General features: G+C 66.4%; 21 protein-coding genes. 14 read left to right on the top strand and 7 right to left on the bottom strand.

Translation table 11 applies throughout. The annotated features are described in order from the left end of the window. Position 1: 1 nt before the first annotated feature. Together WG208_RS17005 and WG208_RS17000 are read left to right on the top strand one after the other, a co-directional pair. Entirely contained in the window at positions 2–991 is a 990-nt protein-coding gene (locus WG208_RS17005; protein WP_337172577.1) for an electron transfer flavoprotein subunit alpha/FixB family protein, read from the top strand. Between the two features lie 133 nt (positions 992–1,124). After that, positions 1,125–3,179 (top strand): (Fe-S)-binding protein, encoded by a 2,055-nt coding sequence (locus tag WG208_RS17000; protein WP_337172576.1) that lies wholly within the window; start codon positions 1,125–1,127, stop codon positions 3,177–3,179. 61 nt (positions 3,180–3,240) lie between these two features. Here the strand turns inward: WG208_RS17000 and WG208_RS16995 are convergent, their stop codons facing one another. Together WG208_RS16995 and WG208_RS16990 are read right to left on the bottom strand one after the other, a co-directional pair. Then, positions 3,241–3,723: a hypothetical protein gene (locus WG208_RS16995; protein ID WP_337172575.1), complete on the bottom strand. Its 483-nt coding sequence runs from the start codon at positions 3,721–3,723 to the stop codon at positions 3,241–3,243. Positions 3,724–3,914: 191 nt separating this feature from the next. Further along, positions 3,915–4,649, bottom strand: a complete 735-nt coding sequence (locus tag WG208_RS16990) for a methyltransferase domain-containing protein (protein WP_337172574.1) — start codon at positions 4,647–4,649, stop codon at positions 3,915–3,917. Positions 4,650–4,776: 127 nt separating this feature from the next. Here WG208_RS16990 and WG208_RS16985 point away from each other — a divergent pair, with 127 nt between their 5' ends. Next, positions 4,777–5,061 carry a hypothetical protein gene (locus WG208_RS16985; protein WP_337172573.1) on the top strand — a complete coding sequence of 95 codons (285 nt, stop codon included), beginning with the start codon at positions 4,777–4,779 and terminating at the stop codon, positions 5,059–5,061. Positions 5,062–5,215: 154 nt separating this feature from the next. Here the strand turns inward: WG208_RS16985 and glp are convergent, their stop codons facing one another. From glp to gpmI, 5 genes are read right to left on the bottom strand one after another with little or no spacing between them, the layout of a single operon-like run. Further along, complete coding sequence (glp, locus tag WG208_RS16980) at positions 5,216–6,535, bottom strand: gephyrin-like molybdotransferase Glp (RefSeq protein ID WP_337172572.1); 1,320 nt, start codon at positions 6,533–6,535, stop codon at positions 5,216–5,218. Positions 6,536–6,595: 60 nt separating this feature from the next. Further along, the gene (gene dacB, locus WG208_RS16975) at positions 6,596–8,203 is read right to left on the bottom strand and encodes a D-alanyl-D-alanine carboxypeptidase/D-alanyl-D-alanine-endopeptidase (RefSeq protein ID WP_337172571.1); all 1,608 of its coding nucleotides are present in this window, start codon (positions 8,201–8,203) and stop codon (positions 6,596–6,598) included. Positions 8,204–8,235: 32 nt separating this feature from the next. Next, a complete protein-coding gene (locus WG208_RS16970; protein WP_337172570.1) occupies positions 8,236–8,664 on the bottom strand; it encodes a 6-carboxytetrahydropterin synthase in 429 nt (142 codons plus the stop codon). Between the two features lie 20 nt (positions 8,665–8,684). Continuing rightward, positions 8,685–9,419: a hypothetical protein gene (locus WG208_RS16965; protein ID WP_337172569.1), complete on the bottom strand. Its 735-nt coding sequence runs from the start codon at positions 9,417–9,419 to the stop codon at positions 8,685–8,687. Continuing rightward, positions 9,419–10,981: a 2,3-bisphosphoglycerate-independent phosphoglycerate mutase gene (gene gpmI / locus WG208_RS16960; RefSeq protein WP_337172568.1), complete on the bottom strand. Its 1,563-nt coding sequence runs from the start codon at positions 10,979–10,981 to the stop codon at positions 9,419–9,421. Before gpmI ends, WG208_RS16965 begins: the two co-directional genes overlap by 1 nt. Positions 10,982–11,101: 120 nt before the next feature. On the opposite strand from gpmI, the gene WG208_RS16955 reads away from it, so the two are divergent. The 11 genes from WG208_RS16955 to WG208_RS16905 all read left to right on the top strand — a co-directional run bounded on the left by WG208_RS16955 (position 11,102) and on the right by WG208_RS16905 (position 22,766). Further along, positions 11,102–11,725: a hypothetical protein gene (locus WG208_RS16955; protein ID WP_337172567.1), complete on the top strand. Its 624-nt coding sequence runs from the start codon at positions 11,102–11,104 to the stop codon at positions 11,723–11,725. Positions 11,726–11,766: 41 nt separating this feature from the next. After that, positions 11,767–12,573 carry a L,D-transpeptidase gene (locus WG208_RS16950; protein ID WP_337172566.1) on the top strand — a complete coding sequence of 269 codons (807 nt, stop codon included), beginning with the start codon at positions 11,767–11,769 and terminating at the stop codon, positions 12,571–12,573. 85 nt (positions 12,574–12,658) lie between these two features. Further along, positions 12,659–13,705 carry a hypothetical protein gene (locus WG208_RS16945; protein WP_337172565.1) on the top strand — a complete coding sequence of 349 codons (1,047 nt, stop codon included), beginning with the start codon at positions 12,659–12,661 and terminating at the stop codon, positions 13,703–13,705. After that, entirely contained in the window at positions 13,702–14,688 is a 987-nt protein-coding gene (locus WG208_RS16940; RefSeq protein WP_337172564.1) for a D-Ala-D-Ala carboxypeptidase family metallohydrolase, read from the top strand. The genes WG208_RS16945 and WG208_RS16940 overlap by 4 nt, the downstream gene beginning before the upstream one ends. Positions 14,689–14,716: 28 nt before the next feature. After that, entirely contained in the window at positions 14,717–15,202 is a 486-nt protein-coding gene (locus WG208_RS16935; RefSeq protein ID WP_337172563.1) for a hypothetical protein, read from the top strand. Between the two features lie 3 nt (positions 15,203–15,205). After that, positions 15,206–15,793: a YkvA family protein gene (locus WG208_RS16930; RefSeq protein ID WP_337172562.1), complete on the top strand. Its 588-nt coding sequence runs from the start codon at positions 15,206–15,208 to the stop codon at positions 15,791–15,793. Positions 15,794–15,872: 79 nt separating this feature from the next. Further along, positions 15,873–17,363, top strand: a complete 1,491-nt coding sequence (guaB, locus tag WG208_RS16925) for an IMP dehydrogenase (RefSeq protein WP_337172561.1) — start codon at positions 15,873–15,875, stop codon at positions 17,361–17,363. A gap of 178 nt (positions 17,364–17,541) precedes the next feature. Beyond that, positions 17,542–19,113, top strand: a complete 1,572-nt coding sequence (locus WG208_RS16920) for an amino acid permease (RefSeq protein ID WP_337172560.1) — start codon at positions 17,542–17,544, stop codon at positions 19,111–19,113. Continuing rightward, positions 19,110–20,141 carry a bifunctional oligoribonuclease/PAP phosphatase NrnA gene (locus WG208_RS16915; RefSeq protein ID WP_337172559.1) on the top strand — a complete coding sequence of 344 codons (1,032 nt, stop codon included), beginning with the start codon at positions 19,110–19,112 and terminating at the stop codon, positions 20,139–20,141. The genes WG208_RS16920 and WG208_RS16915 overlap by 4 nt, the downstream gene beginning before the upstream one ends. Positions 20,142–20,263: 122 nt before the next feature. Beyond that, the gene (locus WG208_RS16910; RefSeq protein ID WP_337172558.1) at positions 20,264–21,412 is read left to right on the top strand and encodes an Mrp/NBP35 family ATP-binding protein; all 1,149 of its coding nucleotides are present in this window, start codon (positions 20,264–20,266) and stop codon (positions 21,410–21,412) included. Beyond that, positions 21,393–22,766 (top strand): MATE family efflux transporter, encoded by a 1,374-nt coding sequence (locus WG208_RS16905; protein WP_337172557.1) that lies wholly within the window; start codon positions 21,393–21,395, stop codon positions 22,764–22,766. The genes WG208_RS16910 and WG208_RS16905 overlap by 20 nt, the downstream gene beginning before the upstream one ends. Positions 22,767–23,032: the final 266 nt, after the last annotated feature.

Below are 23,032 nucleotides of genomic sequence, written 5' to 3'. Positions count from 1 at the left end.
CATGGCCAACGTTCTCGTTTTTGCAGAAGTCCGCGGCGGTGAGCTGCGCAAGGTGGCGCTCGAAGCGGTGACCGCCGCCCGGCAGCTCGCCGATCTCTCCGGCGGTGGCAGCGTGCACGCGGTGCTGGCCGGTGCGCCCGGCATCGGCGCCAAGGCCGAAGCGCTCGCGCAGCATGGGGCCGACAGCGTGCTCGTGCTCGAGCATCCCGGTTTCGCGCAGTACAACCCGGAAGCGCTGGCGGCCACGCTCGCCCAGCGACTGGGCAGCGGCAACTACGGCTTCGGCGTGTTCAGCGCCACGGCGCAGGGCCGTGATCTCTCGCCGCGGGTGGCGGCAAAGCTCGGCGTGGGCCTCGCGCCCGATCTCACCGGTTTTGCGGTGGAAGGCGGGCAGGTGGTCGGCCAGCATTTCAACATGAACGGCAAGACCATCGCCACGCTGGCGCTCAGTGGTTCGCCGGCGCTGCTCTCGGTGCGTCCGTCGGCGCTGCAGCCGGTCGTCGCCGCCCGGCCGCTGGTCACGGAAGCCATCACGTCGGCCACCGATCCGTCGGCGTCGCGCGTGAAGGTCGTGGAACTCAAGCAGGGCAACACCGGCAAGATCGATCTCAACGATGCGCCGGTGATCGTGGCCGGTGGTCGTGGCCTCAAGGCCGCCGAGAACTTCAAGCTGTGTGAAGATCTCGCCGACGCGTTCGGCAACGCGGCCGTGGGCGCCACGCGCGCGGTGACCGACGAAGGCTGGCGTCCCCACTCCGATCAGATCGGACAGACGGGTCGCAATGTGAGCCCGAATCTGTACATCGCGGTCGGGATCTCCGGCGCCATTCAGCATCTCGCCGGCATGCGCACCTCGAAGACCATCGTCGCGATCAACAAGGACAAGGACGCGCCGATCTTCAAGATCGCCGATTACGGGATCGTGGGCGATGTCTTCGACGTGGTCCCCGCGCTCACGGCAGCCGTGAAGGCCGCCAGGGCGCAGGGCTGAGTTCCAGCGGTTCACGGGCCCCATCGCCGCAAGGCGGTGGGGCTCTGTCTTGTGCGGCAGTCACGAAGCGCGGATGCCGGGTCTGCCTGACTGTGCGCTTGTCGTCGCCCCTCTCCCGGTCTAGCTTCGCGCCATGACCCTGTCCAACCTCGTGTTTGCGGTGATCCTCGCCGGCGGCTTCTGGATGTTTGTTCCCCAGGCGCAGCGGCTCGTGCGCTGGCTGAAGCTGGCCAGGCCCGAGGATCGCACCGACCACCCCGATATCCGCACGAAGAACTTCGTGCTCATCGGTCTCGCCCAGAGCAAGATTCTGCGCGATCCCTTCGGTGGTCTGATGCACGCCCTGGTGTTTTGGGGCTTCTGCGTCCTCGGTCTCGGCACGCTCGAGATCTGGATCCAGGGCCTCTACACGCCATTCACCTGGGGCGTCATCCTGCCCCGGTTCCTCTACGTGCCCTACGTGTTCTCGCAGGAGATCTTCGCGGTCTTCGTGCTGATGCCGGTGGGCTATCTGCTGTATCGTCGTCTGGTGCTCAAACCGCGACGGTTCACGGTGGACGCGGTGCACAGCGGTGAGGCCGTGCTCATCCTGGGCGTGATCGCCACGCTCATGATCACGCTGCTGCTGGTGTTCGTGGGCGAGGCCATGCAGCCGGGCGCCGATCGGGTGGGCCGGCCCATCACGGCGTTGCTGCTGCCGCTGTTCCGGGGCATGTCGCCGGAAACGGCGCACATCATGGCGCGGGTGTGCTGGTGGATCCACGCGGTGCTGATCCTGTGGTTCCTGAACCACCTGCCCAAGTCGAAGCACCTGCACGTGCTCACGTCGCTCATCAACGTCTGGTTCTCCAACACCAGCGGACCGGGGCGCATCGGGGCGATGAAGCCGATGGATCTCGAAGCCGAGGACGCTGAACAGTTCGGCGCGGCCGACATCGAGCATCTGTCGTGGAAGAATCTGCTGGACGGGTATTCCTGCACGGAATGCGGACGCTGCACGGCGGCCTGCCCGGCCAACATCACCGGCAAGGTGCTCTCGCCGCGCATGATCATGGTGAAGACGCGCGCGCGTCTGACGGAGAAGGCCACCGTCATCGACGCCGTGGCCGCGGCCGGTGGCGCGGTCACCGAAACGCAGCAGGCCGTGCTGGACAAGCACCTGCTCGACGACTGGATCACCGAGGAAGAACTCTGGGCCTGCACGAGCTGCCGGGCGTGTGTGCAGGAGTGCCCGGTGAGTATCGATCAGCTCGAGATCATCAACGAGCTGCGTCGCGACCTGATGCTCATGGAGTCGCGCTTCCCCGAGGAGTTGCAGCCGGCGCTCACCAGTCTCGAGCGCAATGGCAGCCCGTGGGCGTTCAGTGCCGCCGATCGTGAGCAGTGGGCGGAAGGCATGAACATTCCCACCATGGCGGAGATGGCGGCCGCGGAAGAGAAGCCGGACATTCTCTTCTGGGTGGGCTGTGCCGGTTCGTTCGACGACCGTGCCAAGAAGATCACGGTGGCGTTCGCGCGCATTCTGCAGGCGGCCAACGTGAAGTTCGCCATTCTCGGTCAGGAAGAGACCTGTCACGGCGATCCGGCCCGGCGCATGGGCAACGAGTATCTCTACCAGATGCTCGCCAAGGGGGTCATCGAGACGCTCGATGGATATGCGGTGAAGACCATCGTCACGTTCTGCCCGCATTGTTTCCATCAGATGGGGAAGGAGTTCCCCGATCTGGGCGGACACTACGAAGTCATTCATCACACCGAGTACATCGAACGCCTGCTGGCCGAGGGTCGCGTGCCGCTCGACACCGAGCATGGTCAGCGTCTCAAGGTGGCCTATCACGACTCGTGTTATCTGGGCCGCTACAACGAGATCTACGATGCGCCCCGCAACACGCTCAAGAAGGCGCTGCCCATCGTGGAGCTGGTGGAACCCAAGCGTACGAAGAGCCGCGGCATGTGCTGTGGCGCCGGCGGTGGACGCATGTGGATGGAGGAGAACGTCGGCAAGCGCGTCAACGTCGAACGCAGCGAGGAACTGCTGGCGACGGGCGCCGATCAGATCGCCGTGGCGTGCCCCTTCTGCATGACGATGATCAACGACGGTGTGGCCAGCACGGGCAGGGAAGTGCCGGTGTTCGACATCTCCGAAATCGTGGCGTCGAAGCTCGCCGAGCCCGCGGGCTCGGCGTGATCCGGATGCATTGATGCGTCGGGAGCCGTACGGTCGTACTGCTCCCGCGCTGCTTCGGTACTTATTTGCGTACTTCGAGGGCGGCCTGGGCCGCGGTCATCATCTCGCCGCCGAAGTCGACCACGGCGTAGAGGGTGTAGTGGCCCGGCTCCAGCTGTGGCATGGCCAGCCGGAATTTCTCCGAGCGACCGGCGTCGATGCGGCGGGCTTCGGCAAATGACACCGCCAGCACCACCTCGTCGTTTTCATCCCGCACCTGCAGCTCGCCTTCGATGATCGTGGCCACGGTGCCGGTATTGCGATAACGCACTTCGAGCTGCTTACCCTTGAGGAACAGGTCGCTGACCTCTCCGTCGACGACCTGGGCCGGCACCGTGTCGGTCCTGGCGCTGGTGGCGAGGACGAGCGGGGCATGGCCAGTCAACGACTGTGCACGCAGTGCAGCGAGCGGTGCCAGGGCGAGCGCGGCGACGGCAAGCGTGCCGAGCGCCAGGAGCGGGGCCCGCAGGAGGGAGGGGGCCTTGGGCGATGGAGTGTGCGGCATGCCGGGCTCTACTGGAAGGATGATGCCACGCGCTCCCAGAGGGAAAACATGCCGTCGGAGCCCGGATTGTGGTGTGTCCGCGACAATGGGTGTCGGACGCGGACGGCACGTCTGAAGGCGCCATGGGCGCCCGTTGCGGGTGGTGGGGGATGGGTTTGGGGTCCCAGACTTTGTGATCGGCGTCGAGCGATTCAGATTTTCCGAATGTGCATGATCTGCACCTGCTGTTTCACCGCCCCTTCCTCGAACGGGGTGGTCGTGATGTGATCGATCCGGAGGCCCGCCGTAGGCAGACGGTCGCGGAACGTGGGCAGCGCCAGCCGCCCGGGGTCGGCGACGAGCGCCACCCCATCGGGGCGGAGGGCACGGGCCAGACAATCGGCCACCAGCGTGGCGTATTCCTGTTCATACAGGACGTCGGCTGCCATCACCACGTCGAAGGTGCCGAGGTCCTCGGGCCAGTGACGCCAGTTCACCATGCGCACCGTGGGCTCCTGTCCGAGATTGCGCCGGGCATTGCTGCGCGCGACATGCAGCGCGTCCTCGTAATAATCGGTGCTCGTGACGGTGAACCCCGCCGCCATTGCCGCCACGGTATCCAGTCCGAGTCCACATCCGAGCTCGAGCAGCGTACGTCCGTGCCCCTGTTCAGTGAGCAGCGCACCGGCCAGTACGCGCGCCGATGGCCAGAGATCCGCCCAGTACGGCAGGCGTTCGTCGTGCACGTAGTCGGCTTCGCTGATCAGGTGATCGGCGTTGGCGGGCTTGATGAGCTGAAATGTGCGCGCATGCGGTTCGGCGCCCACCGTGATCCCGACTTCGGCCAGTGTGAACCGCTTGGCCAACGCGGCATCGAGCGCGTCACCGTGCAGTGTGGCAAGCGCTTGCGCCGCGGGGTCGAGCGCGGAGATTTCAAAACGTGGCATCGGAATACGTGAATGCGGAGGTCGGTTGCACGATGATGGCAACTTGGGCCATTGCCGGGCCGGGCGACAGCGGCCGGTCTGCTTTGCCTGCGGGAGGGGAGGACGTACCCATGACGATGCACCCGTGATGCGCAGGATGCTGATCGGCGGCCGGAGGATTTTGGTCCTTGGGTTGGGCTTCGTACTGGCCGTCGCGCCGGTGGAGGCTCAGTCGTCGTCGGCCATCGTGCCTTCTCCGAACGAAGTCGGGCAGATCATCGACGCCGCATTGCAGGCTGTGCTTGTACCGGAGAAGGAGCTGTCAGGAATTCCCGTCGCCGAACGCGGTGTGTATTTCGATTTCGGGCAGACGATGAAGGCATTTGGCTTGGATGGTCCGTCTCAATCCAATGGGCTGATGGCAGTTCGGTGACGTCAGCCAAACAGCAACTGCCTTGCCGCGGATTACGCGGATGTCGCGGATTTACACGGATACTGCGGGAGTGACCGCTGTTTGATCCGCGTAAATCCGCCGCATCCGCGCAATCCGCGGCAAAGCAGTTGCTGTTTTATTTGTTCCGACGATCTCACGCCTTCGCAACAAAAGGCCCATCCGGAATCAGCATGGCCCCGAGCGTCATGCCGGCCTCCACACGCCCCACCGGCTCCGGCACTTCTATCAGCGCATCGGCCAGCGCAATGCTCTGCTGCAGATTCGATCCTTGCGCGCCGGTGATGGTGGCTTCGAGCTGACCGTCGTGCCCCACGGCCAATTGCGCACGCAGGAAATGCGTGAGCGCAGCCGGTGTCTCCGCCGCGTTCGTCATGCGCACGGGCAGTTTCACGTGGCACGTGCGCCCATGTCCGCCCAGTTGTCGCAGCAACGGCCAGGCGAAGAGCATGCCCGTCACCAGCGTGGACACCGGATTGCCGGGCAGGCCGATCCAGGGGATGTCGCGCACCATGCCCGTTCCGATCGGGCCACCGGGGCGGATACGCGCCCGCCAGAATTGCTGCACGCCGCCAAGTGCCGCGAGGGCGTCGCGGGTGTAATCGTGCGCGCCCACCGAGACACCACCTGTCGTGACGAGCAGATCGCAGCCGCCGGTGAGCGCCGTGTCCATGGCCTGCACCATCGCATCGAGCGTGTCGTTCACCAGAGGCGCCATGGTCACCTCGGCGCCAGCCGAACGCAACAGCGCCGGCAACGCATAGCTGCTCGAGGACACGATGCGTGAACCCGCCAGCACCTGATCGAACTGCTCCACGGTGACGAGTTCGTCGCCACTCGACAGCACGGTGACACGTGGCGCGCGATGCACGGCCACCTGCGCATACCCGATGGACGCCAGCAGCCCGAGGTGCGCCGAACGAACGGACGTGCCGGCCGCGAAGAGCGGAACACCCGGTTGCACATCCTCGCCGCGTGCCCGGATGTTGCCGCGTCCCTGGGCATCCCGGTCGTTCAGGATGCGCACCGACGCGCCCTCGGTCTCCGCAGACGCGTCCGTCGATACCTCCGTATCCTCCACACGAATGACCGCATCCGCACCAGGCGGGATGGGCGCACCGGTCATGATACGCACGGCATGTCCATCCGTCAGCGCCGGCAACTGCCTGGGATCACTGCCGGCCACACTCGTGCCGATCACCCCGAGCACCCGTGGCGCTGCGGCACCCGCGCCCAGCACGTCGGCGCGGCGCACGGCGTAGCCGTCCATGCCGGAATTGTCCCACGGCGGCAGCGCGACCGGACTCGTCACCGGTGCCGCCAACGCGTGCCCGAGCGCGTCGGTCAGGGCAATCGTGACGACCGGCGTCGTGCGATGCGCACAGGACGCGAGCACACTCGCGAGGGCGTCTGCATACGCGAGTCGATAGCTGCCGCGTCCCTCCGCATCACCCATCCGAACACGCCTCGTGGTGCGCCCGCCGACGCCTCTCCAAACCCATCACCCCGGAACCCATCACTGCATCGCCGGAAACGTCCCACCCGCCATCGTGCTCACCAGCAGATCCTGCACCCGCTCCACTTCGCGCGTGGGAACCGAGAAGTTGTTGCACAACAGCGAGAAGAAGAGCAGCCGGCCATCGCTGCTGGTCACGTATCCCGACAGCGAACGCGCCTTGTCCAGCGTACCCGTCTTGGCGTGTGCGTTGCCCTGCGCCGGGGTGCCCTTCATGCGGTTGCCGATCGTGCCATCCACGCCCGCCAGGGGCAACGCGTTCCGGAACAGATCGTACCACGGCGAACGATGCATCGCGTCGAGCACACGCACCACGGCGCGCGGCGTGAGATAGTCGTGCCGCGACAGTCCACTGCCATCACGATACGCCGCGTCCTGCGCGGTGATGCCCCACCCGGCCAGCGTCCGCGCCCCCACGGCCCGCGCACTGTCCAGCGAACCGTCACCGCTCGTGACATAGCCCGACGTGCGGAACAGCAGTTCGGCGATCTGGTTCTGCGAAGGCTTCTGCATGCGCCGCAACACATCGGCAAACGGCACGCTTTCGATGACCGTGAGCGTGTCGAGCGCGGGATGTCCGGGAGGATTTCCGAGAGGACGTCCGCGGGGACGCCGCACCACGGCGCTCTGCACGGAGATCCTGCCCGCCCGGAGCGCGCCTTCGAGCGCGGACACGAAGGCGTCGCCCGGATGCCGGTACGCAATCGTCACCCGTGTGCTGTCGCCCAGCCGCATGGTGCCCGACACCAAGACCGTATGTCCGATGCTGTCGTACGCCACCGACAGCGGCTCCGGACGCGCGGCATTCCCAGTGGCCAGCGCGGTGATCGCACTGTCTCTCGTGACGGCTTCGATGCGGAGCGGCGGATAGCGGTCGGTGGGCGCACGTGTCACCGTGACCTTCCGGCCCACTTTCGATCCGGCCTTCACGTACAGATAGAGTTCGCCCTCGTTGTACATCAGTTCGTCGACGGCGGCGCTGTAACTGGCATCGAAGTCGTCCCACGCCCAGCCGTAGCCCGTGGTGGAGCCGGGCATGGCATCGCCCCATGGCAGCACCCGACCGGTGATGCGTGTGATGCCGCGCGCACGCAACGCGTCGATCACGCCATCGAAGGCACTGGCCGCGTGTCCGCCACGCAGGGCATCGCTGATGCTCGGATCGCCGCTGCCCTGCACGAGCAGATCGCCGTGAAAAGTCGATCCACGCCGCGTGCCATCGAGCAGCACCGGTGTGTGCCAGCGGAAGTCAGGCCCCAGCCGCTGCAGCGCGATGGCGCCGGTGAGCAGCTTCTGATTCGACGCCGGCATGAAGAGCCGGTCGGCGTCGTGCGACAGGATGGTGTCACCACGCGCCGGATCGACGAGCAGAATGCCCCAGCGTGCGTTGCGCCACATGGGCGCCGCAAGCACGGAGTCCACGAGATACTGCAGGGTGTCGCGTGTGCCGGGCATGCCGATCGTGGCCATGGGCATGACCACCGGAATCATCTCCGGCGCCACCGGCTCGGGACGATGCGGACCCACCGGCGGTGCCGCCTGCTGACGCGGTGCGCATCCCCACGCGGTCAGCAGACCCGCGAACAACAACGTCGCGCTCCGTTTCACGCGCCCACACATTCGCTCGCTCAAGCGCCCCGTCATGCATCCACCTCGTAGGTGCTGCTCAAGGTGACATCCTCCGCCAGATGCACGCGCACCACGCGTGCCGTGGTGTGGGCCAGCGCCGCCTGCACGCGCTCGCAGATGAAACGTGCCAGATTCTCGCCGGTGGGAATCAGTTTGCCTTCGGCGAACTCCGGCACATCGAGATTGATGTTCCGGTGATCGAAGCGTTCCCGCACTTCGCGTTGCAGCACCCGGTCGAGAAACCCGAGATCGACCACGAAGCCGGTTTCTTCATCCACCGGACCGGCCACGGTGACATCGCAGGTGTACGTGTGACCGTGATAGTGCGGATGCGCGCAGGCCCCGAAGACCTCGGCGTTCTCCTGATCGCTCCAGTCGGGACGCCGGTACCGGTGCGCGGCGGCGAAGACGACACGGCGAGTGAGCGAAGTGCGGGGCATCCGATCCGGCGGCGCGAGGACTAACGGAACACCGGGATGGACACGCCCGCACTCACGCCGAAGTTGTTGCGCCAGGCCGAACGTTGCCGGGTGTTGGTCAGCACCGACGTGGTGTCGGAGGCCTTCACGAAGTAGTTGTCGGGGTACTGATACTTCCACAGCGCACGCGTGAGATCCACGCGGATCTGCGGACCGTGCTTGGGCAGGAAACGCAGGCTTCCGCCCAACGTGAAGGCGAACTTGCTGCCGAAGCGATAGTAGCCCGTATCGGCCGACGCGAAATTGCTGACGATACCGATGCCGGAGTTCAGCGACGGCATGAGATGATGCCAGGTCTTCCGGCCCGTCAACGAGATGTCGAAACCGAGATCCATCAGATGCATGGTCGCCGACTGCGTGCCCATCACGCGCGTGGCGCGTGGATTGGATGGCAGCAGCACCGTGCGATCGGTGGGCGCGAGCGTGTAGCGCACGAAGAGCGACGCCGGTCCGCCGATGCCGAGGTCGTAGCGCAGCTGCCCCATCGCCGTGGACTTGGGCGCCACGCCGGCCGGGTCGCTTTTGACGGCCAGCCAACCGGCCATGATGGAGACCGTCTGACCGATCTTGAAATCCTCGTACGGACTGCTCTCCGGCCGGTGACCAACCTGCGCCGAAGCGGCCGTGGGCACACCCAGCATCAACGCCGTCAGTACCGTCGGGACGGCCAGCGCTGCGAACGAATCGGCGAACGAACGGGAAGAAAACACACGCATCACGAATGAGCTCGATCGGAAGAACGGACACGGAGATCGCGTCCGGTGATTTCAGGAGGAAGCGGGAGGCCCAACAGCGCCAGTGCGGTGGGACCCACGTCACAGAGGGCTCCTCCATCCCGCAGCGGCGCGGTTTCATCGGGGTCGAGCACGACGAGCGGCACCGGATTGGTGGTATGCGCCGTGTGCGGTTGTCCGGTGACCGGATCGACCATGACATCCGCGTTGCCATGGTCGGCCGTGATGATGAGACGCGCCCCACCCACGCGGGCCGCCTCGAGAATGCGTCCGAGACACGCGTCCACGGTTTCCACGGCCCTGATGGCGGCGGGCAATGAGCCGGTGTGTCCCACCATATCGGTGTTGGCGAAGTTGCACAGCATGAAGTCGTACGTGTGGTTCTCCAGCGCCGCACAGAGAATGTCGCACACGCCCGGCGCACTCATCTCCGGTTGCAGATCGTACGTGGCCACCTTGGGACTCGGCACCAGCTGCCGGTCCTCCCCCGCGAAGGGTTCGTCGCGTCCGCCGTTGAAGAAGAACGTGACATGCGGATACTTCTCGGTTTCCGCGGTGCGCAGTTGCGTGAGGCCCGCGTCGGCGATGATCTCGCCGACCAGGTTGTGCATCGACTGCGGCGGGAACGCCACCGGAAACGGAAAGGCGTCGTCGTAGCTGGTGAGTGTCGCGATGTGCAGCGCGGGCCGCGGTCCGGTGTCGAAACCGGCAAAGTGCGGCTGCGTGAGCGCACGCAGGGCCTGCCGCATGCGATCGCTGCGGAAATTCATGCACACCAGCACGTCACCGTCGCGCATGGGCGCCAGTGCGCGGCCATCGGGGCCGGCCATCACCCAGGGATGTACGAATTCATCGGTCGTGCCGGCGTCGTAGGCCCGCTGCAGTGCCGCCAAGGCATCGGTTTCCACGGGCGCATCGCCGTTCACGGCCGCGCGATACCAGAGACCCGTGCGCTCCCAGCGATTGTCGCGGTCCATGCCATAGTAGCGCCCGCTCACCGACGCGAGCTGCGCCCGGCCATCGACGCGCGCGAGCAACGCGGGCAGGAACGTCTGCGCGCTCGACGGTGGCGTATCACGGCCATCGAGCAGGGTGTGGATCACCGTGCGTGGCACACCTTCGCGATGGGCCAGGTCCACCATGGCGAGCATGTGATCGTCGTGTGCATGCACGCCGCCGTTCCCCAGCAGGCCGAGCAGATGCAGCGTGCCGCCGCTGCGCCGGGCCGCCGCGCACGCTTCACGCAGGACGGCGTTCCCGTAAAACGCGCCGTCCTCGATGGCCGATCCGATGCGGACGAGATCCTGCATGACCACACGGCCGGCCCCGAGATTGAGATGCCCCACCTCGCTGTTGCCCATCTGCCCTTCGGGGAGCCCCACGGCCCGGCCCGACGCCGCGAGCAGCGTTCGTGACGCATGTGACCAAATGCGGTCCCAGTTCGGGGTACTGGCGAGGCAGATTGCATTGGCCTCACATGATTCGCGGTATCCCCATCCGTCCAGGATGATCAGGGCCACCGCCCGCGTCGGTCGTGCAGACATCGGTCTCCGGGGTAAGCTTGGGGGAACGTCGTGGGCTGAATCTACTGCAACGACCCCCAACCATTCAGAGGACCCTGTCTCTTCATGCGAGTTCGGCGTCGAATTGTCGTACTGACCCTGTTGTTGGTCGCCCTTGCCCTGGTGGATGGTTTCCTATTGCTGCGTCGCTCCCGCTATCGGGAAGAGACCACCCGCCTGCGCGCCGGGATGACGGCCCTGGAACGGCAGCGGGCGGACGCCATCGTGGCGGCCGACGCGGACCGGGCCACCCTGCTGGTGGAGTTGCTGCGCCGACAGGCCGAGGGCGACAACGGCCTGCATCTGGCCGTGAGCAGCGATTCCTCCTACGTGGCCCTCGACCGGGGCACCGCCCGGTTGCGCACCATGCCGGCCGAATTCGGCCCGGAGCGCCGCGTGGGCACGCCCCCCGACACCGTCCACATGGTGGTGCCCCGGGGCGTGCGCATGGTCGAACAGCTGCTCGGTCCGGCCGACCGCTATGAGCTGCCGGCATGGCTGTGGGCAGACCGGGGGCTGCCCGTGCCGGCCTCCCGCGCCGACAGTGGCTGGACGGGACCACAGGCCATCGTGACCACAGGCGGGGTACTGATCTATGCCCTGCCCAACCAGGGGCCGCTGGCCGACAGCAGTTATGTGATGCCTGGTGCCGTCCGCGTATCGGCACGGGACCTGGCGGCCATCCGCGAAAACCTGACCACCGGAACCAAGGTGTATTTCTTCTAAATATGGAACCTTTCTTCCGTATCCGAGCCCGATGGCTCCTGATGGCGCTCGTGCCCATGCTGGCCATCACGGCCTGGCTCACCGTGAGTACCGTCCGGCTCCGTTTCGAGAGGGATGTGGCCCGCATGGTGTTCAACGACAACTCAGAGAGCATCGAACAGGCCATTCTGCAGGCCGGTGCCGGCGCGGACAGTCTCCGGACGGAACTCGCCGAGAGTGCGCCGCCGGTCGATGCCAACGCGCCCTACCTCGTGGTGTCCATCGCCGATCGGCGCGTCTGGTATAAACAGGGTGACAGCGTGCTGTTCACGGCGCCGGTGGCCACCGGCTCGGGCCGGCAGATGGTGGTGAAGGGCAGCACCAGAGTCATGCGCTTCGAGACACCGCGTGGGCGGCTCGTGGTGCAGCGCCGGGATTCGGCGCCGGCCTGGATTCCGCCCGACTGGCACTACCAGGAGCAGGCCAACAAGCGGGGGCTGGGACTGGTCCAGCTCGTGCGCGGCGTCCCGATCAAGCTCAAGGATGGGTCGAGCATCACAGTGCAGGGGAACGATGTCGTCCGGCTCGGGTCCGATGGAAACGCCAGGCCGCTCTCCGCCAGTGATGGCCGGGAGATCGTCGCCGACGGACGGATCGTCATCCCGCCTTTTGGCACGAATCAGCGCAAGTATCCCGACGTCCTGGGCACCCGCCGCCTCTATCTGGGGGACGGATACGCCCTGCACGGGACCAACAATCCCAAGTCGGTCGGCCAGGCGGTGAGCCACGGCTGCGTGCGGCTGCGGAACGAAGACATCGAAACACTGTACAATCAGGTTTCCGTCGGGACCGCGGTGTACATCTACTGATATATTTCCGGACTGGCGCTCGATCGTCATTCCTACAGCATTCCGGTCATCGAGCGCCATCCCAGACTCCGTGAAATTACCTTCGTTGTCCGCACGTTCCGCCGGTCGTCGATCCACTGCCCATCGCCTCTCGCGTCGCTTCCTGGTGACGCTGGGTCTTGGTGCGTGCCTGACACTCGTGGCGTTTGCGCGCCCGGGAGGGGCGGTTGCCGGTACGACGACGTCGCGGACCGCGGCACCCCACGCGGTGGCGCCGGGCGTTTCAACCTCGCGCCCGGGAGGCGCGGCCGGTGGCGCGCATGCCGCGTCGGCGCGCGCTGGAGCACCCGGTTCGCTGCTCGATTCCCTGCGTGGACGCAGCCGCAAACTGCGCGCGCGGTTCCTGGCTCCGACCCGCACCGCCTCCGTGCCCATCCTGCGCGAGCTGTTCGGGGATTCCGCCAACACCCATGCGGGTGTGTATGCCACGCCCGACGCCGGCAATGATCTGGCGCCGTTCCATTTCATCACCATGCGTCCGTTCGCCGACAAGGTGAAAGGCCGCATCGGTACGTACCGTATCGGGTTCTTTCCCGCCGAACGACGCGGGGTGCGCAGCAACGCGTACGGCAATCCGGAAGGATTCCTCGAAGTCACGATGGGCAATCAGGACACACCCATCTCCGAACATTTCCGGTTGCGCGATTTCCTGACGCACGATCAGGTGAATGTGTGGCCCAAGTATCTCGTGTTGCAGGAGGCGCTGGTCGACAAGCTCGAACTCGTGCTGGCCGAACTGCGCGCGATGGGCGTGCCGGCACAGAAGCTCCGGGTCATGTCGGGGTTCCGCACGCCGCAGTACAACGAGCAGGGTGTGGGCGCCGGTGGACGTGTGCAGGACAGTCGTCATCAGTACGGCGACGCAGCCGATGTGTATGTCATCAACGGCACGCGTGACTGGATGAGCGATCTCGATGGCAACGGTCGGGTGGACACGCGTGATGCCCGCGTGCTGGCGAAGGCCGCCGAGCGCGTCGAAGCCGCGCACCCCGAACTGGTGGGTGGCATCGGCGTGTACACGGCCACGAAGGCGCATGGCCCGTTCGTGCACATCGACGTGCGCGGACAGCGGGCCCGCTGGGGGCAGTTGTGATCCGCCGACGCACCGCACTCGTCCTGAGTGGACTGGCGGCCATCACCGCGGCGATCGTGTATCAGCCTCCCGGTGAACTGATGGCCGACACGTCGGCGCAGAGCGCCGCGCGACGCGTGCCGCGCGTGGAAGCCTCGGCCGAGGTGAAGGGGCTCAGCGGCGACGTGCAGATGCAGTTCGTGCGGGCCGGTGAGCGCATCGCCTTTCCACTGCGCGTGAATGGTGATCCGCTCGGGTTCACGTATCAGTGGGTGGAAGTGGGCAGCAACCAGTCGGGAGACGTGGCCCGTCCGCTCGACAGCGACACGTTGCTGGCTCCGCTCACGGCCGGGTTCTACGAACTGGTGGTGACTCGCGCCGGCGTCTCGCAGCGCATCACCGAGCCCCGTCTGGCGGTGCTGGTGCCGTTCGAGCTCAAGCTGGGCAGCACGCTCAACGGCTATCAGATCGGACGGTATCCGGCCGAGTGGTCGCGCGACGAGCAGGGCGAACGTCCCGATGGTTTTGCCGAAGTGCACGAAGAACATCTCGATCTGCCGCTCACGCGTCACCTCAAGGTGCGCGACTTCGTGACCCACGATCGGCAGACCATCTGGCCGCGGTACGTGGCGGTCGATCCGCGTGTGCTCGACAAGATCGAGCTCGTGCTGCGGGAACTCGCCCGTCGCCGGGGTGAGGAGCGGATGGACTTCACGCTCGAGGTGCACAGCGGATTCCGTACGCCGCTGCACAACTCCAACGTGGAAGGGTCGGCCCGGGACTCGCGGCACCTGTATGGCGATGCGGCCGACGTGGCCATCGACGCCGATGGGGACGGCCGGCTGACCATCTTCGACGCCTATCGCGTGGAGCAGGCGGTGGACTGGGTGGAGCGTCTCCACCCCGAACTGGCCGGTGGACTGGGCGTTTACAGCAGTCGCCGCTTCGCCACGCCATATTGCCATATCGACGCCCGCGGCGAACGGAAACGCTGGCGCGGCTGACCGCGTAAGGCGGGCCAGGAGGAAACACATGAATCCGTACGTCCGCGATCGCATCAATCGAAAACTCGAGACACTCAACGACGAGCGCCTGTACCAGGTGCTCGATTACGTGGAGTTCCTGGAGTCCAAGTACGGCGAGAAACCCGCGCCAGTGGCCAACGTCTTCCAGCGGTTCACCGACGGCGTGGAGGACACGCTGCGGGCCGGCGGACTGGCCGTCGGAACCGTTTCCGAGGCGATGGGGTTTCTGAACAAGGCGGTCGGGGTGCTCAGTAATGTCGCCCAGACCACCAAGACCGTCGCCAGCGATGTGGTCACCGCCGCAAAAACGGCGGCCGATCAGATCGGCGCGCCGTCGGCGGGAGTGCCGCCAGGTGGTGGCCCGCCAACTGGTGCGGCGCCCGCCGGTGCGGCGTCTGCCGGAGAATCGCCGGCCGTCTCACCTGCCGCCGCGCCTCAGGCGCCATCCGCCGCACCGCCGCAGGCGCCCGCCTCGGACACTCACCCCGGTTGAACCATGAACGAACGTCAGCGACCCGAATCAGACGCCGAATTCGACGACGTGGATCCCGACCTGGAGCACGAGACGGAGCACGACTCGCGACGGGAGTCGCGGAGTGGAGCCCGCCGCGATCGGGATCGCGGTCGCCGCCGGTCGGCCGTTCAGCGCGCCCGCCGGGCGCATCGGGACGAGGACGAGGCGCCCAGTCGTCGCGCGGCGCCGCAAAAGGGACTCAAGCGGTCGGTGGTGCACGCCATCCGGCAGATCCCGTCGTATCTCCGTCTGCTGATCGGGCTCATTGGTGACCGGCGGGTGTCGGCCGTCGACCGGTTCATCGTGATCGCGGCGGCGGCGTACATCGTGTCGCCGCTCGATTTCATCCCCGACGTCATCCCGTTCCTGGGGCAGGTGGATGACATCTTCATCCTGATCCTGTCGCTGCAGCGGTTGATCGAACGGGCCGGGGATGCCGTCCTGCTCGATCACTGGCATGGGGATCCGGCGGAACTCGATGATCTCAACCTGGCCGCGATCGTATCGGCGGCGGGGTTCTTCCTGCCGGGCCAGATCCGTCGGCGTCTGCGCAAGATGGCCGGCCGCTGACAGTGCGCCGACACTGCGGCGGAGTGACCCGGAATTGATGCAGAGTTGATTCACCGTTGGGTGCCGTCTACTTTCCAAGATGGCACCCTCGACAGATGGCCCCTCACGGGGCTCCGCCCGTATTCGTGAGGACGTCGCGCTCACCTTCGACGACGTCCTGCTCGCCCCGCGCCATTCGCGCACGCACCCCCGCGACGTCACGCTCACGTCGCGCCTGACCAGGGGCATCACGCTCAACGTCCCGCTGGTTTCGGCCTCGATGGACACGGTCACCGAGAGCGAAATGGCGATCGCGATGGCCCGCTACGGCGCCATCGGCGTGCTGCACAAGAACATGTCCATCGATCGGCAGGCCGCCGAAGTGGACCGGGTGAAACGCAGCGAGAGCGGGATGATCCTGAACCCCATCACGCTCTCCCCCTCGGCGTCGCTCCGTGAAGCGGTCGCGCTGATGATGCGCTTCAAGATCTCCGGGGTGCCCATCGTCGATGGCAGCGGGAAACTGGTCGGCATCCTCACCAATCGCGATCTGCAGTTCGAGCGGGACCTCGACCGTCCGCTGCGCGATGTGATGACCAGCGAACGCCTGATCACCGCGCCCGTGGGCACGACGCTCGATGAAGCCGAACGCACCCTGGGCAAACATCGCATCGAGAAGCTGCCGGTCGTGGATGATGCGGGGATGCTGAAAGGGCTGATCACGGTGAAGGACATTCACAAGCGCCGTCAGTATCCCGATGCCAACAAGGACCAGCATGGCCGCCTGCGGGTGGCGGCGGCGATCGGCGCCGGCGGTGACTATCTCGATCGGGCGCGGGCGCTGGTGCAGGCCGGGGTGGATGTCATCGTCATCGACACGGCCCACGGACACAGCGAAGGCGTTTTGCAGGCCACGGCGCGGGTGCGCGAGGCCTTCCCCGACGTCCAGTTGATTGCGGGCAACGTGGCCAGCCGGGCGGGGGCCGCAGCGCTGGTGGAACGCGGAGTGGACGCGGTGAAGGTGGGGGTGGGACCGGGGTCGATCTGTACGACCCGCGTGGTGACGGGGGTTGGTGTTCCGCAGCTCACCGCCGTGATGGACGCCGTGGATGGGGCGGGGGACGTGCCCGTGATTGCCGATGGCGGAATCAAATATTCGGGTGACATTGTGAAGGCGCTGGCGGCCGGTGCCTCGAGTGTGATGATGGGGTCGATGCTGGCGGGCACGGAGGAGAGCCCCGGTGAATCGTTCCTGCTCGAAGGACGCCGCTTCAAGATGATCCGCGGCATGGGCTCGCTCTCCGCCATGCAGGACGGTTCCGCCGACCGCTACTTCCAGGAAGGCGAGATGTCCCCCAAGAAACTCGTCCCCGAAGGCATCGAAGGCCGGGTGCCCTACAAGGGACCGGTGGGCGACGTGCTCTTCCAGATGGTGGGTGGTCTGCGCAGTGGGATGGGCTACGTAGGGTGCGACAGTATCGAGGCGTTGCGTACCGAGGCGGAGTTCGTGCGCATCACCACGGCCGGCCTGCGCGAGTCCCACCCCCACGACGTCACGATCACCCGGGAAGCCCCGAACTACTCGCTCTGACGGGTTCTTTCGCGGAGGCACTGTCCGAAACCATCGCCCGTGGGCACATTAGCGGCCACGGGCGATCTGCCTCCCGACGGCAGGGGTCCGACGGCTGGTCCGTACGGCAGGTCCGTGTTGTCCCCTCGCGTGCCGCGCTCCACCCTGCGGCCCGCTCCACCCAGACCACACCGCTCTGATGGGAATCTGGTCAAAGAAATCGATCACGGCGCTGCGCGCGGAAGCGAACAGCTCCGAAGGGGGGCTCAAGCGTACGCTGGGCGCCCTCAACCTCACGTTGCTCGGCATCGGGGCCATCATCGGCGCCGGTATCTTCGTGCTGACGGGCACGGCGGCCGCGAATTTCGCGGGGCCTGGCGTCTCGCTCTCGTTCGTGCTCGCCGGCCTGGCCTGTCTGTTCGCGGGTCTGTGTTATGCCGAGTTCGCGTCGATGATTCCCATCGCGGGATCGGCGTACACGTACAGCTACGCCACGATGGGTGAAGGGGTGGCGTGGTTCATCGGCTGGAACCTGGTGCTCGAGTACCTGTTCGCGGCGGCCACGGTCAGCGTGGGCTGGTCGGGCTACTTCGGCGCGCTGCTGAGCGAAGTGGGCATTCACATTCCGGCGGCGTTCGCCTCGGCCCCGCTCACGGTCGAAAACGGACATCACGTGGTGCGCGCGTTCACCTGCGTCGATCCGGCCACGGGCGGCACGCTCATGGATGCGGCGACACATGTGGCCTACACCGCGCGTGACGCCTGCATGGGCGCGGGCGGCAATGTGGTGGACGGTCTGATCAACCTGCCGGCCGTGCTGCTCATCGTCGCGCTCACCGTGCTGCTGGTGCGTGGCGTGCAGGAGTCGGCCACGTTCAACAATGTCGTCGTGGCGATCAAGATGACGGTGGTGTTGCTCGTGATCGGCTTCGGCTTCATGTACATCAACCGCGAGAACTGGACGCCGTTCATTCCGGAGATGGTCACGAACCCCGACGGGTCGACCAAGTACGGCATCTCCGGCGTGCTGCGCGCGGCGCCGGTGGTGTTCTTCTCGTACATCGGCTTCGACGCCGTCTCCACCGCGGCGCAGGAAGCGAAGAACCCGCAGCGCGACCTGCCCATCGGCATGATCGCGTCGCTGCTGATCTGCACGGTGCTCTACATCCTGATGTCGCTGGTCATGACGGGTCTGGCGCCTTACCAGCAGCTTGGCGTGCCGCACCCGGTGTCGGTGGCCATCGCGGCGGTGCCGCAGCTCAAGTGGCTCGAGTACCTCGTGAACATCGGCGCCGTGGCCGGTCTCTCGTCGGTCGTGCTCGTGATGCTCATGGGTCAGCCGCGCATCTTCTACACGATGTCGCGTGACGGTCTGCTGCCCAAGATCTTCAGCCGCGTGCATCCCACGTATCAGACGCCGGCGGCGTCCACGTGGATCGTCGGCGGCATCGCCATCCTCATCGCGGGCTTCTTCCCGCTCGGGTTGCTGGGCGAGCTCGTCTCGGGTGGCACGCTGGCCGCGTTCGCCACGGTGTGCATCGGTGTGTGGGTGCTGCGTACCCGCTCGCCCGAACTGGAGCGTCCGTTCCGTACGCCGCTGGTGCCGCTGGTGCCCATCCTCGGCGCCGGTGCCACGCTGTACATGATGGCGCAGCTGCCCAAGCTGACGTGGACGCTGCTCGGCGTCTGGACGGCCATCGGCATGACCACGTACTTCCTGTACGGCATGCGCAACTCGACCATCGGCAAGCAGGAAGCCGGTCGTCGATGACGGAGAGTGTGTCCGATGGGCTGCTGAGCGCATCGGAGGCGCGGCAGGCGGCGATCCATACGTGGTTCGCCGCTTTCCGCCCCGGCATGACGGTGGCATTGTCCACCCACATCAATGCCGATGGGGACGGGTGCGGATCGGAGACGGCCCTGGCCCGTCTCCTGGCGCAACGGGGGATCGATTGCCGGATCGTCAATCCCACGCCCTGGCCGTCGATGTTCGATTTCCTGCTCGGTGCCGATGTGCAGGAAATGAGCGCCCTGGGCGCGGCGGGACTGCGGGATATCGACGCCCTCGTGGTGCTCGATATCAACGATGTCCGGCGCCTGGGGCAGCTGGCCGACACCGTGCGTTCGCTCACCGTGCCGGTGCTGGTGGTCGACCACCACATCGCGGGTGACGAACCGGTGGGGACCACCGCGGTGGCCGACACGCGTGCCTGCGCCACCGGCGAGCTGGTGTACGACATCGCGGTGACGCTGGGGCTGGAGATCACGCCCGCGATCGCGCAGAGCCTCTATGCCGCCATCCTCACCGATACGGGCAGCTTCCGGTTCAGCAACACGTCACCGCGGGCGCACGCCATCGCGGCCCGGTTGCTCGCCGCCGGTGTGAACCCCGAAGAGATGTACCGGCGCATCTATGCCCAGGTGAGCGTGGGGCGTCTGCAATTGTTGCGGGAGGCGCTGGGCAGCCTGCACGCCGAGCCCGAACTGGGATTGGCGTACATCTCGGTGGCGGCCGATGCGATGGAGCGGTTCCAGGTGACCAGCGAGGAACTCGACGGCATCGTCGAGCATCCGCGCAGCATCAGCGGCACGCGGATGGCGCTCTTCTTCCGCGATCTCGGACACGACCGTGTGAAAGTGAGTTTCCGGAGCACTGGCGATGTGGACGTGCAGCAGTTCGCGCGTCGATATGGCGGTGGCGGTCACGCCAAGGCCTCGGGCGCCATGCTGACCGGGTCGCTCGACGCCGTGCGCGACCGCGTCGTCGCCGACGCCCGCGCGTATCTGCTCGGGGAATGACGTCGCGCGGCATGGCGCCGCGCACGATAGAGAGGCAGAGACGCGCAGAGACAGGCTGAGAGGGCATTCCAACACCCCGACCCGGTCCCTAGCTTTCTCCGGGTACCCTGTCACCTCTCTCAATGCCGCCACTCATGGAGCGGATCACCGACGCGCTGTCGGCGGTCCGTAACCCGCGTACCGGCGCCGACGTCATGGCTGCCGAACAGGTGCGCGATATCGCCACCACCGTCGACGGGAAAGTCCGTCTGACCCTGCTGTTGGCGCCGGACGACGATGCCACGCTGGTGCGTGACGTGCGTCAGGCCGTCGAACGACTGGATGGTGTGATCGACGTGCGTGTCGACGTGCGTGATCCCGCCCAGAGTGAACCCACACCGGCGCGTCGCGCGCCATCTCCTCCCATGTCCCAGTCCACCGCGCAACCGGGCAAGAGCCGTGCGCTGCCCGTCATGGACGCCGCGCCGGCCCCCAAGCCGCCGCCGCGCGTTCCCGATCCCGTGCAGTACCCCAACCTGGGTCGCATCATCGCCGTGTCGTCGGGCAAGGGCGGCGTGGGCAAGAGCACCGTGGCCGTCAATCTCGCCATCGCGCTCGCGAAGGCCGGCAAACGGGTGGGCATCATGGATGCCGACATCTACGGTCCCAATCTGCCCCTCATGCTCGGCGTGGATGCGGCACCCGCCGTGCGCGACGAGAAGATCATTCCGCTCGAAGCCTACGGCATCAAGGTCATCTCGCTCGGTTTCCTCATCGAGAAGGAGCAGCCGGCGATCTGGCGCGGCCCCATCGTCATGAAGATCATCACGCAGTTCCTGCGTGACGTGAACTGGGGTCAGCTCGACTACTTCCTGGTGGACATGCCACCGGGCACCGGCGACGCGCAGTTGTCGCTCGTGCAGGCCACGCAGGTGCATGGCGCGGTGGTGGTCACCACGCCGCAGCAGGTGGCGGTGGGCGACGCGCTGCGTGGCGTGAAGATGTTCGAACGCACCGCGGTGCCGGTGCTGGGCATCGTCGAGAACATGTCGTACTTCGAGAATCCGGAGACGGGGAAGCCCATCGCCGTATTCGGCAGCGGCGGCGGTGAACGACTCGCGAAGGAATGCGATCTGCCGCTCATCGGGCAGATTCCGCTCGATCCGCGCATTCAGGAAGGCGGTGACACCGGACGTCCCATCGTCGACGCCGAACCCGAGAGCAAGGCCGCGAAGATGATCCAGCAGGTCGCACAACGGGTGATGGAACGGCTTGACGAACGCTATCGCTGATCGCGTCGAAGATCCGATCGAACACGATGCCCCACGCGGCGAACTGGTTGGTGAACCTCTTGCACTGACCATTCGCCGCGTGGCGCTTCCGGCCGTCATCGCCAATCTGCTGATGACGGCCTTTCACAACGTCGACACGTTCTGGATCGGTCGTTCACTGGGGGCCGAGGCATTGGCCGCCGTCACCGGATCGATTTTCTGGATCTGGCTGGTCATCTCGCTCGGCGAGATGGTGAGCATCGGACTCGATGCCATCGCCGCGCGTCGTCATGGTGAACGCCGGCCCGCCGATGCCGCCCGTACGGTGAGTGAAGGGCTGGTGCTCGCCATGCTGCTGGGTGGCGCCATCGCACTGGCCACGCCGTTCGTACTCGGATGGCTCTTCGCGGTGCTGCACACCGGCGAGGCCGTGAGCGATATCGGCCGGCACTACCTCGGCACGTATCTGCTGGGCATGCCGTTGCTGTTCGGGTTCTTTGCCGTGGACGCGGCGTTCCGCGCCAAAGGCGACACCAGAACACCGCTCGTCATTCTTGCCGTCACCACAGTCCTCGGACTGGTGCTCGATCCCATTCTCATCCGTGGACTGGGCCCGGTGCCGGCACTGGGTGTGCGCGGAGCCGCGCTGGCCACGCTCGTGCCCCGTGGACTGGGCTGTGTGATCGGCGTGGTGCTGCTGCGTCGGCGCGCGATGCTGCACTGGGCGCGGCCACGATGGAACGTGATCACCGCCATCGTGCGCGTGGGGGCGCCCGCCGCGGCAACGGGCGTGGCGTTCAGCGCGATCTATGTGGCACTCACGCGCATCACCACACAGTTCGGGACGCCCGCGCTCGCGGCACTGGGACTGGGCTTCCGTCTCGAGAGTGTGGTGTATGTGGTGAGTGTGGGGATGGGCGCCGCGGTGGCGGCCATCGTGGGTCAGAGTCTTGGCGCGGGTGATGTGCGTCGCGCGGCGCGCGCGGGATGGTATGCCACGGGCATCGTCAGCGTCATCGGGCTCATCATGGCCATCGTGAGCTTTGTCTTCGCCACCGAGTTCGTGTCCATCTTTTCCACCGATCCCGCCGTGGTGGCCGAGGCGTCGCATTATCTGCGCATCGCGGCATTCAGTCAGCTCTTTCTGGGGGCGGAGGTGGTGCTGGAGAGCGCCATGGGCGGCGCGGGCTGGACGCTGATGCCCATGCTGCTCAGCACGTTCATCACGGCATCACGCCTGCCACTGGGCGCATGGGCCGCGGCGCAGTGGGGCACGACCGGCCTCTGGTGGACGCTCGCACTGACCGCGGCGGCGCGCGGCGCGGTGATGGCCCTGCTCTGGGGCTGGGGGCGGTGGCGGCGCGTGCGGGTGTGAGCGCGATCCGGGTCAGAGTTTCAGACGGGGTCAGAGGTCAGAGATCAGCGGGTCAGAACTGAGACGGCGATCGAATGATGAGAGATCAGACAACTACGAAATCAGAGGTCCGAGCACTTCGTCCGCGGGTTGAGTTCTGACGCGAAAGTTCTGCGTTTTGCGGGGCGCTTAGCGCCCCGAAGGACCCTGCGGGCGCCCAGCCAGCAACGCGTGACGCGCACGATCCTCTCGACCGCCAGTGCTCAGATCTCTGATTTCGTGGTTGT

The sequence above is a fragment of the Gemmatimonas aurantiaca genome, from assembly GCF_037190085.1.
Lineage (GTDB): Bacteria > Gemmatimonadota > Gemmatimonadetes > Gemmatimonadales > Gemmatimonadaceae > Gemmatimonas > Gemmatimonas aurantiaca_A.
This window is presented reverse-complemented; position numbering and strand designations above follow the sequence as displayed.

Excerpts from the sequence above, each read along its gene's own strand:
- WG208_RS17005 (WP_337172577.1), top strand. The coding sequence starts at position 2 with ATGGCCAACGTTCTCGTTTTTGCAGAAGTCCGCGGCGGTGAGCTGCGC.
- WG208_RS17000 (WP_337172576.1), top strand. The coding sequence starts at position 1,125 with ATGACCCTGTCCAACCTCGTGTTTGCGGTGATCCTCGCCGGCGGCTTC.
- WG208_RS16995 (WP_337172575.1), bottom strand. The coding sequence starts at position 3,723 with ATGCCGCACACTCCATCGCCCAAGGCCCCCTCCCTCCTGCGGGCCCCG.
- WG208_RS16990 (WP_337172574.1), bottom strand. The coding sequence starts at position 4,649 with ATGCCACGTTTTGAAATCTCCGCGCTCGACCCCGCGGCGCAAGCGCTT.
- WG208_RS16985 (WP_337172573.1), top strand. The coding sequence starts at position 4,777 with ATGCGCAGGATGCTGATCGGCGGCCGGAGGATTTTGGTCCTTGGGTTG.
- glp (WP_337172572.1), bottom strand. The coding sequence starts at position 6,535 with ATGGGTGATGCGGAGGGACGCGGCAGCTATCGACTCGCGTATGCAGAC.
- WG208_RS16970 (WP_337172570.1), bottom strand. The coding sequence starts at position 8,664 with ATGCCCCGCACTTCGCTCACTCGCCGTGTCGTCTTCGCCGCCGCGCAC.
- WG208_RS16965 (WP_337172569.1), bottom strand. The coding sequence starts at position 9,419 with ATGCGTGTGTTTTCTTCCCGTTCGTTCGCCGATTCGTTCGCAGCGCTG.
- gpmI (WP_337172568.1), bottom strand. The coding sequence starts at position 10,981 with ATGTCTGCACGACCGACGCGGGCGGTGGCCCTGATCATCCTGGACGGA.
- WG208_RS16950 (WP_337172566.1), top strand. The coding sequence starts at position 11,767 with ATGGCGCTCGTGCCCATGCTGGCCATCACGGCCTGGCTCACCGTGAGT.
- WG208_RS16935 (WP_337172563.1), top strand. The coding sequence starts at position 14,717 with ATGAATCCGTACGTCCGCGATCGCATCAATCGAAAACTCGAGACACTC.
- WG208_RS16930 (WP_337172562.1), top strand. The coding sequence starts at position 15,206 with ATGAACGAACGTCAGCGACCCGAATCAGACGCCGAATTCGACGACGTG.
- guaB (WP_337172561.1), top strand. The coding sequence starts at position 15,873 with ATGGCACCCTCGACAGATGGCCCCTCACGGGGCTCCGCCCGTATTCGT.
- WG208_RS16920 (WP_337172560.1), top strand. The coding sequence starts at position 17,542 with ATGGGAATCTGGTCAAAGAAATCGATCACGGCGCTGCGCGCGGAAGCG.
- WG208_RS16915 (WP_337172559.1), top strand. The coding sequence starts at position 19,110 with ATGACGGAGAGTGTGTCCGATGGGCTGCTGAGCGCATCGGAGGCGCGG.
- WG208_RS16910 (WP_337172558.1), top strand. The coding sequence starts at position 20,264 with ATGCCGCCACTCATGGAGCGGATCACCGACGCGCTGTCGGCGGTCCGT.